Consider the following 13,392-nt stretch of genomic DNA (forward strand, 5'->3'; position numbering starts at 1 on the left):
ATAGAAATAATTTTCAAAGATTCAATGTATTGGAGCGTGTTTCTTTAGATTTATGCACAATTTACTGTGTATAAGTGAATAAACTTGTGTATAGATATTGTAGGGAATATACGTTCTTATACTAAATGTTGAATAAATATGTGGATATGTGGATATACCCTGTGGGTAATATGTGTTTATCCTTAGGATAAGCTGTGAGTAAGTTACATTCATGGTTTGTTTCCGTTGAATCATGCGTTTCCATCAGTTTTCAACAAAACTTCTAAAAACTAGAATCAATTTGCACACACATTGTGACAAACATTTTCATTTTGCTGGGATAAGATAGAGCAAGAAAGTTTAATAGAGTTGCTAGTTTTATCACAACGAAACTGGAGGGGATCGGTATGAAAGGTTTGATATCATTTTTAAAATTATGGACGGCTGTACTGCTGAATGCGGTGGTGCCTGTCAGAGAGACTCAGATGAAGGTGATGGCGTTCGCCGGCGGTACATATCAGGCTGCCGATGCTTATCAGGCAGGCGGCTTTTCGGAAAAAAGAGAAGAGAAGACAGAGGGGATGTCGGGCTGTAAGAGAGTGAAGCCCGGCAGTTATACAACAGAACCAAGCCAGGCTGTTTGCAAAAAAGCGGTGAAAAGAGTAAGAGCCGGACCAACTCTTTACACGGGAACTTAAACAAGGTAAAATCCCACTCATAACGGGAAGTGGGTGACAGCTTTGAAAATCTATAAAGTACTGAACAACAATGCAGCAATCATAAAGGAGGATGGTCAAGAAAAAATTGTCATGGGGCCTGGTATCGCTTTTCAAAAAGGCAAAAACGATACCATTCCAAGAAACAAGGTAGAAAAAATTTTTACCATTCATGAAGAAAATGAAAAGTTTAAACAAATCCTCGAAACACTTCCGGAAGAACATATTGAAGCTGCCGAAGAGATCATCAGCTATGCGGAAGGGCGGCTGTCCGCACCGTTGAGCGATCATATCCACATCGCCCTTGTGGATCATTTGTCATTTGCAATCGAGCGAGTCCGCAAAGGATTCGTCATTCAAAATAAATTATTAAATGAAATCAAAGCGCTTTATAAAAAAGAATATGAGATCGGACTCTGGGCAATCGATTTGGTCAAAGAAAAATTGAAAGTCGAATTGCCTGATGATGAAGCGGGTTATATTGCGCTGCATATTCATACCGCAAAAATGGATGCGGAAAACATGCAGAAGACACTTAAATACACGAACATCATCAAAGAATTGATAGAAAAAATCGAATGCTGTTTCAATCAGAAGATTGACGAAAACAGCATCTCATATCAGCGTCTTGTCACGCATCTCAGGTATGCCATCAACAGGCTGGAATCAAATGAAGCGTTTCATGTCATGGACGATGACATGCTTTATTTCATCCGGCAAAAGTATCCTGAAAGCTACCGGTGTGCGGCAGGTCTGGCGGATTATGTAAAAATTGAATATGATCTTCATCTTCCGGAATCGGAAGTCGGATATATTACGCTGCATGTCCAGCGTTTAAATGATTCCTATAGGTAATACCGCCTGATAACGCGCGATCAGGCTTTTTTTAGGTCGATTTTCACAGAAAATAAAAAAGTAGTTGACGAAAGCGTTATCACATAATAAAATGAAAGCGTATTAAAAAAAAAATACTGGGGATTGTGACTGGTAAAGCAGGCAAGACCTAAAATTTGCTAGATGAATGGGGAGAATCTATCCGCCATTCGTTGGTGAATTTTAGGTCTTTTCTGCTTTTTTTTTAAAAAAAGGAGGAGTCATCATGAATCACAAAGAAATCGCCGTACGTCTTATACAGCTTCTTGGCGGAGAAGATAATGTCATCAGTGCAGCTCATTGTGCGACAAGGCTTCGTTTGGTGATCAAGGACGAAGCGAAAATCGACCAGGAAAAGGTCGAAGAGCTGGAAGGTGTAAAAGGAGCCTTTTCGAGCTCTGGCCAATACCAGATTATTTTCGGAACAGGACTTGTTAATAAAGTGTATGAACAGTTTGCCAAAGAGCTGAATCTTGACCAAAAGGAAACGGTTCAGCACAGCGATGCCGCAAAGGGAAAAATGAATCCTTTAGCGCGATTCGCGAAAACGCTGTCAAATATTTTCGTGCCAATCATCCCGGCCATTGTTGCAAGCGGTTTATTAATGGGGCTGTTGGGGATGATGAAGGCATTTCAGTGGGTCGATCCTGATGCGGCGCTGTATAAAATGCTTGATATGTTCTCAAGCGCGGCATTTATTATCCTTCCGATCTTGATCGGTGTCAGTGCTGCGAAGGAATTTGGCAGCAACCCTTACCTGGGGGCTGTACTTGGAGGTATTTTAATTCACCCGAGCTTGTTCAATCCTTGGGGACTGGCAACTGCATCACCGGATGTCATGAACTTTTACGGGCTCAAAATCGAGATGCTTGGCTATCAAGGAACCGTTGTTCCAATTTTGCTTGCCGTGTATGTGATGAGTAAAATCGAAAAAGGCGTAAGGAAAATTGTTCCAAACGCGATCGATCTTTTAGTCACACCGTTTGTCACGATTATTTCAACGGGATTTATTGCCTTTATCGCAATCGGTCCTTTAGGAAGAATGCTTGGTACAGGGATCACGAACGTTTTAACTTATGTATATGATCTTGCCGGACCTGTTGCCGGACTGATTTTCGGAGGAACATACTCGCTGATCGTTTTAACTGGTGTTCACCACAGTTTCCACGCGATTGAGGCCGGCCTTATCGCTGATATCGGCAGGAACTACCTGCTTCCGATCTGGTCTATGTCCAATGTCGCCCAAGGCGGGGCCGGACTTGCCGTATTCTTTTTGGCAAAGCGCGCAAAAACAAAAGAAATCGCTTTACCTGCTGCTTTCTCTTCTTTTCTCGGTATTACAGAACCTGTTATTTTCGGTGTTAACCTTCGTTACCGCAAGCCGTTTATCGCGGCAATGGCCGGTGGAGCGCTCGGTGCTGCATACGTTGTCTTTATGAATGTTGCGGCAAACGCCTACGGTTTGACGGGAATTCCGATGATTGCGATTGTCGCCCCTCTTGGAATGGGCAACCTGATCCATTATTTAATCGGAATGGCGATCTCTGTGTCTGTCGCGTTTATCACAGCCTTTATCTTAGGCATTAATGAAGACGAGAAAAAGTGACGGAAGGAGGGGAAAACGATGAATCAAGATCAGGAGCTTCGTCAAAAGGCAATAAACCGGGTTGGAGAATACCGGGATATTGTAAACCTTGATCCCTATCGGCTGCATTATCACATCATGCCTCCTGTCGGACTGCTGAATGATCCGAACGGGTTCATTCAGTGGAAGGGAGTTTACCATCTTTTTTATCAGTGGATGCCTTTTAAAACGGGGCACGGTGCAAAGCTGTGGGGGCACTACTCTTCAACAGATCTCGTGAACTGGCGGCATGAAGAGATCGCCCTCACGCCGAGCGACTGGTTTGATAAAAACGGCTGTTATTCAGGAAGCGCGATCGCTGAAAATGATGTGCTCCACCTGTTTTATACGGGGAATGTCAGAGACGGCGAGGGAAATAGGGAGACCTATCAATGTCTCGCCGTCTCGAAAGACGGCATCTCATTTGAAAAACAGGGGGTTGTTGCAAGGCTTCCGAAAGGATATACGGCTCATTTCCGCGATCCGAAAGTATGGGAAAAGAATGGAAGCTGGTACATGGTGCTCGGCGCCCAGACTGAAAAACTTGAGGGCAGAGCCGTTCTGTTTCAATCGGATAATTTGAAAGACTGGCAGTTCCTTGGCGACATCACAGGTTCAAATACAAATCAGCTCGGGGAATTCGGCTATATGTGGGAATGCCCTGACATGTTCGAACTGGACGGCAAAGACGTTTTAATTGTCTGCCCGCAAGGCCTTGAAGCGAAAGAGATGCGCTACCAAAACGTCTATCAGTCAGGTTATTTTGTCGGTGAATTGAACGAGCAGAAACCAGGTTTTACACACGGAGATTTTGAAGAGCTTGACCGCGGCTTTGATTTTTATGCGCCGCAGACGACAAAAGACGAATCAGGCCGGCGGATTTTGGTCGCCTGGATGGGTGTTCCAGACCAGGATGAACAGAGCCAGCCGACGATTCAGCATCAATGGGTGCACTGTATGACATTGCCGAGGGAATTGCATTTGCAAAACGATAAAATCGTTCAAAAACCGGTCGCGGAGCTTAGAAGTCTCCGCCAAAACGAAAAACACGCGGCAATATCACTTAATCAAGGCACCGAAAAACTGGACATTGTTCAACCGGACAAAACCGAGCTTTTCATCAGCCCGCAACTTATTGAAGAGAGCTTTGAGATTTCCTTCAGGGGTGCCGCGCGGCTCATTTACAATAAAGCTGACGGCATCATAACCTTGGAAAGAAACAGCTATGTTGATGAAATAACGGAAGCCAGACAGTGCCGTTTGCATGAGCTTCGCGATTTAAACATCTTTTTAGACGCGTCTGCGATTGAAATCTTCATCAATGGGGGAGAGGAAGTCTTTACGGCAAGATATTTTCCTTACCCGGGAAATAATGATGTTTGGATCAGTGCCAGAAAAGAAATCATAGTGAATGTGACATCCTGGACGGTGGCATAAAGGGAGCGGGTGCGGTTTGCTATTTTCTGTACAATCCCTTTATGATATGCTTTTTTTAGAGAGAGTGCAGTGAAAAAGGGGTTGTTTTTTTGGATCAAAACCAGCAGAAGTTGACAGCCGTGCGTTTGAAAAAAATAGCGGATCATATTGAGGATACGAGAGAGGAATACAATGGTTTGCTCCTTCAGATGAAGAAGCTGATCGGCGGTATTGAAGATAAAACAATTCCGAATGATGAAGAAATACAAAAGAAACTTCAAGACACTTATGAACAAATGAAAGAATATGCTCTTTTTGTGGAATCGATCGAGACTTTCTTAAGATCATCTGCAAGAACGATGAAACGTGAAAGCTAAATAAAAGCCAGCCCCTTTTAATGGGGCTGGCTTTTTATTTGCCGCTGAGCCGTAAAGCGGAGTGCTTCGTCGGCCCGACGTATTGATTCAAACGGAACGATTCGCGGATGGCTTCCGTAATAAACGTTTTTGCAGAATAAATGGCTTCTTTTACATTTGAACCTTTGGCGAGTTCAGCCGTAATCGCTGCGGAATAGGTGCAGCCCGCCCCGTGCGTGTATGGAGTTTCAATTCTTTCTCCTTCGATGACTTCTGCATCGCGGCCGTCAAATAATACATCTACCGCTTTTTCGTGATTCAGTTTGCCTCCCCCTGTAATGAGGACGTGTTCAGCGCCGAGCCCGTGAATGACTTTTGCCGCTTCCTTCATTTGCTCAACCGTTTTAATTTCTCCAAGTCCGCTGAGCTGGCCGGCTTCAAAAAGGTTTGGCGTAATGACCGTGGCAAGCGGAGCCAGAAGCTCTCTTAAAGCCTTTGCGTGTTCGGGATACAACACTTCATTTGCCCCTTTACATACCATAACGGGATCAATGACGACATTTTTCATGCTGTGCTTCTTGATTGTGTCTGCCGCCAATTCAATGATGTCAACGGTCGGAAGCATGCCCGTTTTCATCGCATCTACCCCGATGCCGTCCACAATCGTCGACAGCTGGGCGCGGATGACCTCTGTATCAACCGGGAATACCTGGTGATTCCAGTTGTTCTCAGGATCCATGGCGACAACAACCGTAAGGGCCGTCATTCCATAGACGTTCTTTTCTTGGAACGTTTTTAAGTCCGCCTGAATGCCGGCGCCTCCGCTTGAGTCAGAGCCGGCGATTGTCAGTGCTTTGTGCATTGTCATGTTCAGTCAATCCTCCACGATAAGAGATTCCATCCAAAGTTGGTTTATTACTTATTATAGACAGCTTTTCGCAAGATCACAATGAAATGACTGCCGCTTTATAGTGCAGCGGTCCTCTGCCAAATTTCGTGAATGGGTTGGCATAAAAAACCAAACCATCTTTTGATCCATGTGAAATTATTCGCATTATGATTTAATATGTTTAGAATGAAATAAGAAGGAGCGTATATTACAAACATGAACATATCTATCGTAGTTGTCACGCACAACCGGGTCACCGCTTTGTGCGAATTGCTTGAATCCATTACAAAACAGTCTGTTGCACCGTTTGAAGTCATTATTGTTAATGATGCCGGGGAGAGCGTCGACTTTGTTGAGCGCCTTTATTCAGACCTTCCGATCAGAGTTATACATCTGAAAGAAAACGTGAAGCATGTAAAAGCGAGAAATATAGGGGTGAAAGAAGCTTCCGGAGATGTTATTATGCTGTGTGATGATGATGATTTTTTCACTCCGTGCCATATGGAAAGAATGTTAAATGCGCTGGAGACCGCCGATTTTGTTTATTCGGATGCTGAGATTGTGTCTTTCGAAGAAAAAGAGGATAAAAGAATTCCGACAAGCCGTTATCTTTTTGCGTATTCCTTTAACTTGGATGAAATGAGGAAGTTTTCTACATATGTTCCTTCAGGGAGTATGTACAAACGGTCTCTTCATGACGAGATCGGCTATTTTGATCCTGCCGTCCACAATTATTGGGATTGGGACTTTTTCCTGAGAGCAGCTGAGCGGTTTCGCGTGAAAAGGGTTCCTTTTGCAAGCGTAATCTATGCGTTTTCAGATCAGGGTGACAACCAATCCGGAGATCTTGGCGGAATGAGACAGTATTATTTGGATGTCTTGAGTGAAAAGCATCAGCTTGGCAAGCTGCCGACAAAGAACTTTTTCGTACTTCTCGAAGAACCTGCCATGAAAAAAAGGGAAGCGGAAAGCGAAATCGTCTGGGACGGAAAACCGGTCGCATCCAGGCTTTCCGCTGCAAGACAATTGAGTTAAGGAGGCCTGAACATTGAAACAGATTTTGAATGACAGCTGGTGGCAGCAGCTAAAGGACGAATTTAATAAGCCTTACTATCAAGAACTGAGGGAAATGCTGAAAAGGGAGTATGCAGAACACACCGTATATCCTGAACCGAACGATATATACAATGCTTTGCATTATACTTCCTATGAAAATGTTAAAGTTGTGATTCTCGGCCAGGATCCGTATCATGGCCCGGGGCAGGCTCATGGCTTAAGCTTTTCCGTACAACCCGGCGTCAATCCGCCGCCTTCTTTGAAAAATATTTTTATAGAATTGCAGAATGACATTGGCGCCGACATCCCCAATCACGGTTCTCTCGTGAGCTGGGCTAAGCAAGGCGTTCTGCTGCTGAACACCGTTTTGACCGTGAGACGGGGTCAGGCAAATTCGCATAAAGGAAAAGGCTGGGAACAGCTGACAGACAGTATCATAGATGTTTTAAACAAAAGAGATAAGCCGGTCGTTTTTATTCTCTGGGGCCGGCATGCCCAAATGAAAAAAGAACGAATCGATACATCCAAGCATTTCATTATCCAATCGCCGCATCCGAGCCCATTCTCGGCTAGAAACGGGTTTTTCGGGAGCAGACCGTTTTCAAGAGCCAATCAGTATTTGGAACAAATCGGTGATGAGCCGATTGATTGGTCCCTTCCGAATCTTTAAAATCGCGAGAACCGCTAAAATAAGCGGTTCTTCGTTTTGTCTGGCTCCTATCTAGCTGAGAAGTTTTTTGATGATCCGCAGCCCGTTTTTTGATGAAGGGTAACGGAATGAAATGTCAAACAGGTTTGTCTGTTTTAAAACGCTTTTCTCGTGGGAAAACGTCTTAAAGCTGTGATACCCATGGTAACTTCCGATTCCGCTTTCACCTACGCCGCCAAAGGGGAGGTAAGGTGTGGCTGTGTGCATCAGCGTGTCATTGATGCATCCCTCGCCAAATGAAACCCGGCTGAGGATGTGCTTCTGTACCGTTTTTTCATTCGTGAACAAATAGAGCGCGAGCGGTTTAGGGCGGCTTTGAACCATTTGGATAACGTCTTCGATTGTTTCATAGCCGATGACGGGAAGGAGCGGCCCGAAAATCTCTTCCTGCATGATCGGCGATTCCCAGTCAGGTTCATCGATAATGGCCGGAGCAATTTTAAGTGCGTCTTTTTGATACGTTCCTCCTGTAACGATATTCTCGTTGTGTAAAAAGCGGAGTAACCGTTCGAAATGACGTTCGCTTATGATTTTTCCGTACGCCGGATGGCTTTCCGGCGCTTTTCCGTAAAAGGTTTGGATCGATTGCTTGAGAGCGCGCATCAGCTCGCTTTTTACATCTTTGTGTACGAGCAGATAATCAGGCGCGATGCACGTCTGTCCTGCGTTTGTCAGCTTTCCGAAAACAATCCTTTGAGCTGCAAGCTTGAGATCAGCATCCTTGTGCACGATGCAGGGGCTTTTTCCGCCAAGCTCAAGTGTGACTGGAATGAGCTGTTTTGCTGCGGCTTCCATGACGACTTTGCCCACGGGAACACTGCCTGTAAAAAAGATATAGTCAAATTTTTGCCGCAAAAGCTCTTGATTCGTCTTCACCCCGCCCTCAATAACGGACACATATTCGGGCGGAAAGATTTCCTTAATCATCTTGGATATGACGCTGGATACAGCGGGAGTAAGCTCTGACGGTTTGATGACGGCCGTATTCCCCGCAGCAAGTGCGCCGATCAGAGGCGAAACGGCAAGCTGAAACGGATAGTTCCATGGTGCGATGATCAGGACCGTGCCATAAGGCTCCGCAATGACGATGCTTTTTGAACCGATGTGCGAGACGGCCGTTTTGGCCTTTTTCGGCTTGGCCCATTTTTTTAATCGTCTGCTGATGAAGCGGATTTCTTCCAGTACAATGCCTATTTCCGTCATATAGGCTTCGTGCTCTGATTTATTAAGGTCTTTCTGAAGGGCTTCAAGTATGTCCCGTTCATATTTTTTTACAGCATTCTTAAGAATGTTGAGCTGTTCCAGACGATTTTCAACAGCGAGTGTTGCCCCGCTTAAAAAATATCGCTTTTGCTCGGTAACAGTCGTTTCGATGGAGGGTGTACGTTCTGCCATTCCCTGCTTCCTTTCGCTTTTAGAAATTCGAGTGAAGTTTTTTTCATTATGTGTGACAGCCTTTTCAGCTGTCAACTTCTAGCCGTAAGAAAATCGGCGTTTTCCACCTGCGTTTGCCTGCAGATATCTTTTTTAAAAGTGCAAAAGGCCATATTTCACAGCAGGAGAGGCAATTTTTCGCAATGGATATTTGCAAAGTGCATTCGGCACGAGAGAAGTTAATTTGGTAAAATGAAATGGAAACTGAAAACGGTTTGGAGGATCGATTTGATGAACATACATATATCAAGTTTGCTGGAGAAGATGGAGGACGAATTGAAAAAAGCAAAGGAATGCAGCCAGGAAAACGAATTGAAAATGCACATCGCGGTTATCCGCTCTCTTTGCGACGTCATTGTTGAACCGCAGCAGCGGCCTTCTGTCCAGTCTTCACCCTATGTTCAAACGGCCAATAAACCATCGAGCGACCAGCTGATGCTAGAAAAAATGATGGGAAGCGCCGGTGCTGAACAATACAAAAAACAAGAGAAACAAAAGCATGAAGATGACGGCAACGGAGATTCTATTTTTGATTTCTAGGCGCCGTCCGGCTGTTTAAAAAAGAGAGGTTGATCAACTTGAAACTGCTTTTTGGGGCTTTACAATGGACGGCATTTATTATTGCGTCCGCAATCGTGGTGCCCATTGCAATCGGGCAGTCATTCGGGCTGAACCAGGCAGAGACCGCAGGGCTGGTTCAAAGCACTTTTTTCGTGCTCGGCACAACGGCTTTTATCCAATGTTTATTGGGACACCGCCTGCCGATTAATGAGAGTCCGGCTGGCCTCTGGTGGGGCGTGTACACGATTTATTCCGGTCTTACAGGGACCGTATTTGCGACTCATATCGAAACGCTTCAGGGGCTGCAGGGAGCGATGCTGTTAAGCGCGGTTTTCTTCTTTATTTTTAGTTTATTTAAAGTCATTGATAAGCTGGCTGTGATGTTTACCCCTGTTGTGACGGGCATTTATTTACTGTTGCTGGTTATCCAGCTTAGCGATCCGATCGTTAAAGGTGTCATGGGGATCGGCTACCGGAAAAACGAGGTCGATATACCCGTGTTTTTGCTGGCGGTTGTGATCATGCTGGCTACGTTTCTGATGAGCCGGTCGAAGATTCCGGTACTTAAGCAATATTCAATTTTAATTGCGCTTTTCGGCGGCTGGGTCTTATTTGCCGTATTCGGCGTGGCGAAGGCGCCTGAGCGTGCGAACCAGCTGTTCCACCTTCCGGATATTTTTCCGTTCGGGATGCCGCTGTTTGACAGCGGATTAGTCGTTACTTCGCTGTTTATTACAGTGTTGTTAATCGTCAATATGCTCGCCAGCATACGGGTGGTTGAAGGAGCGGTCAGACAGTTTGAGAAACTGGAGGAGAGGAAGCGGGCCCGTCCTGCCGGATTTATCGCCTCCGTCAGCCATTTGCTGAGCGGATTGCTCGGAGCTGTAGGGACGGTGCCGATATCCGGGGCGGCCGGGTTTATTCAAACGACGAGAATGTCTTCGAAAAAACCGTTTTTGCTCGGGAGTCTGATCGTGATCGTCATCAGCTTTTTCCCGCTGGTTATGAATACTTTTGCCAGCCTGCCGTCTCCGGTCGGCTTTGCGGTGAACTTCGTCGTGTTTTCAACGATGGTCGGCCTGGCATTTGCCGAATTCGATTCTTATGAAAAGGACGAGGCAGGCCGCATCCGTTTTGTTACCGGGATTGCGCTCCTTGCCGGCGTTGGGGTCATGTTTGTACCTGAAAGTGCTTTGGAAGGAATGCATCCTGTTTTTGTTTCTATTTTAAGCAATGGGCTTGTCCTTGGAACAATTGTAGCGATTGCTGCGGAACAGATGCAGCTTCGGAAAAAGAAATTTGACAATATCGTGTCATGAGATGTGCAAACGTTGAAATTAAAGGCGTGTGCGCTATGATGATAAAAGAAAGGCGGGGGATTTGATCGTGAAATTATTTTTAATTTTAGGTGCTGTCAATGCGATGCTTGCGGTTGCTTTAGGGGCGTTCGGAGCTCATGGTCTTGAAGGGAAAATTCCCGAGAAATATTTGCAAATCTGGCAGACCGGCGTCCAGTATCATATGTATCATGCGCTCGGTTTAATTGCCGTCGCGCTCATCGCGGCAAAGCTTACAGATGCGGGAAGCGTAACTGCGGCAGGTTGGCTGATGTTTGCCGGAATCGTTTTATTTTCAGGAAGTTTATATGTCCTCAGCCTTACGCAAATCAGCGTCCTCGGCGCGATTACTCCGCTGGGCGGTGTGGCGTTTATTGCCGCATGGATCATGGTTGTTGTTTCAGCGGTCAAATACTTGTAGCTTTACTAAAAAGCCAATCTCCTGAAAAGGATTGGCTTTTTTTTATTTTAACAGGGGCTGATTCATGGTAATTTAATGTTATGAACAGGGCGAAAGACCCGGCTTTTGCATTTTGACAGAAGGGATGTGCATGGCGGAGGACCGGTCTCCGTTCAAAGATGAAAATTAAAGTGATCATTGCGGATGACAATTCATTCATAAGAGAGGGTATGAAAATCATATTGAGCACTTATGATGAATTTGAAGTGCTGGCGACGGTAGAGGATGGCTTGCAAGCGGTCGAATTTTGCCGCGGCCAAGCTGTGGATATCGCACTGCTTGATGTCCGCATGCCCAACATGGATGGAGTGGAAGCTGCGCGGCTCATTTCAGAAACGGGCGCCAAGCCTTTTATTTTAACAACGTTTGATGACGACGAATACATCGTTGCTGCAATACGGAACGGAGCAAAAGGATATTTGCTGAAAAATGCCGAGCCTGAGCGAATCAGAGACGCGATTAAAAGCGTGTTCAACGGCCATACTGTCATGCAGGATGTCATCCTCGACAAGATTAAATCCAATTTGGCGGAGCAAAAAGAAGCGGAATCCAAAATAGACGAAAGCCTGTTTACCGAACGCGAGCTCGGAATTATGGCTCTGATCGCCAGAGGGCTGTCCAATAAAGAAATTTCGAAAGAGCTGTTTATTTCTGAAGGTACGATCGCCAATTATATTTCCTCGATTTTGGGGAAAACAGGGCTTGAACACCGGACGCAAATCGCGATTTATTATTTAACCGGAAACGTTAACTTTTAACCTGGGGGATCACCATGGAATTGCGGATTATGACCGGTAAACTGATTTTGTTGGGATTTATCATCTATCAATGCGTTTCTTCGGAAATTGACAATCTGCCGTGGCTTGTATTCAGCCTTCTTGTTTACGCCTGTATCAACCTCGGGATTGCGATTTTACCTGAAGGAAAAATAAAAAAGCTTTTTATTATTATGTCTGTCATTATTTCAATTGTTTCTTATGCAGATGTGCACCCCCTATTTATATTATTTCTTCCTTTTAGCCTGTATGAAGGAGCAGCTGATTTCGGGCTGCCGAAGTGGGTGGTACTTGCCGCTTCAATCGGTCCGGTTTTGTTTATCAATGAAAGCATCTCAGCGGTCTACGCGTTGACAGCCGCTTTTCAATTTTTGCTGTACTGGGCGGCAAGCCATGATGCAGCGCGGATTGAAAAGCTTGAACATCATATCGATCAAACGAGAAGAGACCTGGAGAAGCTAACAAACATGCTGCGGGAAAACAAAGAGTTTATCAGACAATCCGAATATACGTATAAGCTTGAGGAGCGCAACCGGCTTTCCCAGGAAATACACGATAAAATCGGCCATTCCATGACAGGAGCGCTGATTCAGCTCGAAGCGGCGAAGCGCGTCCTTGACATAGACAAGGAAAAAGCTTCCGAGCTCCTGCAAAACGCGATTAACATCTCCAAGGACGGGATCGAAAACATCAGATTGACGTTAAAAAGCGTCAAACCGCCTTCAGAACAGATGGGTATCCACAGATTGAAGCTGTTTATCGATGAATGTTCGGCGCGGTACCATATGAATATTTCATTTTTGCATAAAGGCGATTTGGATGTTATTTCTCAAATTCAGTGGAAGATTATTTTTGAAAATATCACCGAAGCGCTGACAAACTCGGTGAAATATGCTGAAGCGACACATGTGTCCATCTATATTCATGTGCTGAATACGCTCATTAAAGCCGAAGTGAAAGACAACGGAAAAGGGCGGCAGAAAATCAAGAAAGGGATGGGGATCATCGGGATGGAGGAACGGGCCGCTTCTGTTAACGGAAAGGTGATTGTTGACGGTTCGAACGGCTTCTCTGTCACCACCCTGCTGCCCAAGCATGAATGATTTCATGAATTGAATATGAATTTTCTCATGTGAAAAAGATGAAATGCTGCACTGCCGCACCATTCATCTTTTTTTTATAATGAAGTCAAAATGAGGTGAGAAC

Annotated in this window: 14 protein-coding genes; 12 read left to right on the top strand and 2 right to left on the bottom strand. The window is 45.1% G+C overall.

All coding sequences use genetic code 11. The annotated features are described in order from the left end of the window. Positions 1 to 386: 386 nt before the first annotated feature. From ACVC9U_RS21280 to ACVC9U_RS21300, 5 genes are all read left to right on the top strand, one after another. Positions 387 to 677: a hypothetical protein gene (locus ACVC9U_RS21280; RefSeq protein ID WP_075751596.1), complete on the top strand. Its 291-nt coding sequence runs from the start codon at positions 387 to 389 to the stop codon at positions 675 to 677. Positions 678 to 719: 42 nt separating this feature from the next. Continuing rightward, positions 720 to 1,550: a PRD domain-containing protein gene (locus ACVC9U_RS21285; RefSeq protein ID WP_075751595.1), complete on the top strand. Its 831-nt coding sequence runs from the start codon at positions 720 to 722 to the stop codon at positions 1,548 to 1,550. Between the two features lie 244 nt (positions 1,551 to 1,794). After that, positions 1,795 to 3,174 (top strand): sucrose-specific PTS transporter subunit IIBC, encoded by a 1,380-nt coding sequence (locus tag ACVC9U_RS21290; RefSeq protein ID WP_023857021.1) that lies wholly within the window; start codon positions 1,795 to 1,797, stop codon positions 3,172 to 3,174. 18 nt (positions 3,175 to 3,192) lie between these two features. Beyond that, on the top strand, positions 3,193 to 4,629 hold the full coding sequence (locus tag ACVC9U_RS21295; RefSeq protein WP_441391489.1) for a sucrose-6-phosphate hydrolase: 1,437 nt from the start codon (positions 3,193 to 3,195) through the stop codon (positions 4,627 to 4,629). A gap of 89 nt (positions 4,630 to 4,718) precedes the next feature. Continuing rightward, positions 4,719 to 4,985 carry a hypothetical protein gene (locus tag ACVC9U_RS21300; protein ID WP_065644515.1) on the top strand — a complete coding sequence of 89 codons (267 nt, stop codon included), beginning with the start codon at positions 4,719 to 4,721 and terminating at the stop codon, positions 4,983 to 4,985. A gap of 34 nt (positions 4,986 to 5,019) precedes the next feature. Here ACVC9U_RS21300 and ACVC9U_RS21305 read toward each other — a convergent pair whose 3' ends face one another. Then, positions 5,020 to 5,832, bottom strand: a complete 813-nt coding sequence (locus ACVC9U_RS21305) for a bifunctional hydroxymethylpyrimidine kinase/phosphomethylpyrimidine kinase (protein WP_020453339.1) — start codon at positions 5,830 to 5,832, stop codon at positions 5,020 to 5,022. Positions 5,833 to 6,069: 237 nt separating this feature from the next. On the opposite strand from ACVC9U_RS21305, the gene ACVC9U_RS21310 reads away from it, so the two are divergent. Then, the gene (locus ACVC9U_RS21310) at positions 6,070 to 6,888 is read left to right on the top strand and encodes a glycosyltransferase family 2 protein (protein ID WP_020453338.1); all 819 of its coding nucleotides are present in this window, start codon (positions 6,070 to 6,072) and stop codon (positions 6,886 to 6,888) included. 13 nt (positions 6,889 to 6,901) lie between these two features. Continuing rightward, positions 6,902 to 7,579, top strand: coding sequence for a uracil-DNA glycosylase (locus tag ACVC9U_RS21315; protein ID WP_020453337.1), 678 nt, complete (start codon positions 6,902 to 6,904; stop codon positions 7,577 to 7,579). Between the two features lie 51 nt (positions 7,580 to 7,630). On the opposite strand, the gene ACVC9U_RS21320 is transcribed toward ACVC9U_RS21315, so the two are convergent. Then, positions 7,631 to 9,013 (bottom strand): aldehyde dehydrogenase, encoded by a 1,383-nt coding sequence (locus ACVC9U_RS21320; protein WP_441391490.1) that lies wholly within the window; start codon positions 9,011 to 9,013, stop codon positions 7,631 to 7,633. Between the two features lie 270 nt (positions 9,014 to 9,283). Here ACVC9U_RS21320 and ACVC9U_RS21325 point away from each other — a divergent pair, with 270 nt between their 5' ends. The 5 genes from ACVC9U_RS21325 to ACVC9U_RS21345 all read left to right on the top strand — a co-directional run bounded on the left by ACVC9U_RS21325 (position 9,284) and on the right by ACVC9U_RS21345 (position 13,289). Beyond that, positions 9,284 to 9,592 (top strand): YwdI family protein, encoded by a 309-nt coding sequence (locus ACVC9U_RS21325; RefSeq protein WP_020453335.1) that lies wholly within the window; start codon positions 9,284 to 9,286, stop codon positions 9,590 to 9,592. 38 nt (positions 9,593 to 9,630) lie between these two features. Next, the gene (locus tag ACVC9U_RS21330) at positions 9,631 to 10,932 is read left to right on the top strand and encodes a purine/pyrimidine permease (protein WP_075751593.1); all 1,302 of its coding nucleotides are present in this window, start codon (positions 9,631 to 9,633) and stop codon (positions 10,930 to 10,932) included. Between the two features lie 67 nt (positions 10,933 to 10,999). Continuing rightward, positions 11,000 to 11,371 (top strand): DUF423 domain-containing protein, encoded by a 372-nt coding sequence (locus ACVC9U_RS21335; RefSeq protein ID WP_041817476.1) that lies wholly within the window; start codon positions 11,000 to 11,002, stop codon positions 11,369 to 11,371. Between the two features lie 158 nt (positions 11,372 to 11,529). Beyond that, positions 11,530 to 12,168 (top strand): response regulator, encoded by a 639-nt coding sequence (locus tag ACVC9U_RS21340; protein ID WP_075751592.1) that lies wholly within the window; start codon positions 11,530 to 11,532, stop codon positions 12,166 to 12,168. A 14-nt stretch (positions 12,169 to 12,182) separates the two neighbouring features. Beyond that, complete coding sequence (locus tag ACVC9U_RS21345; RefSeq protein WP_075751591.1) at positions 12,183 to 13,289, top strand: sensor histidine kinase; 1,107 nt, start codon at positions 12,183 to 12,185, stop codon at positions 13,287 to 13,289. The last annotated feature ends 103 nt before the right edge of the window (positions 13,290 to 13,392 follow it).

It is taken from the genome of Bacillus sp. GM2 (assembly GCF_056155945.1).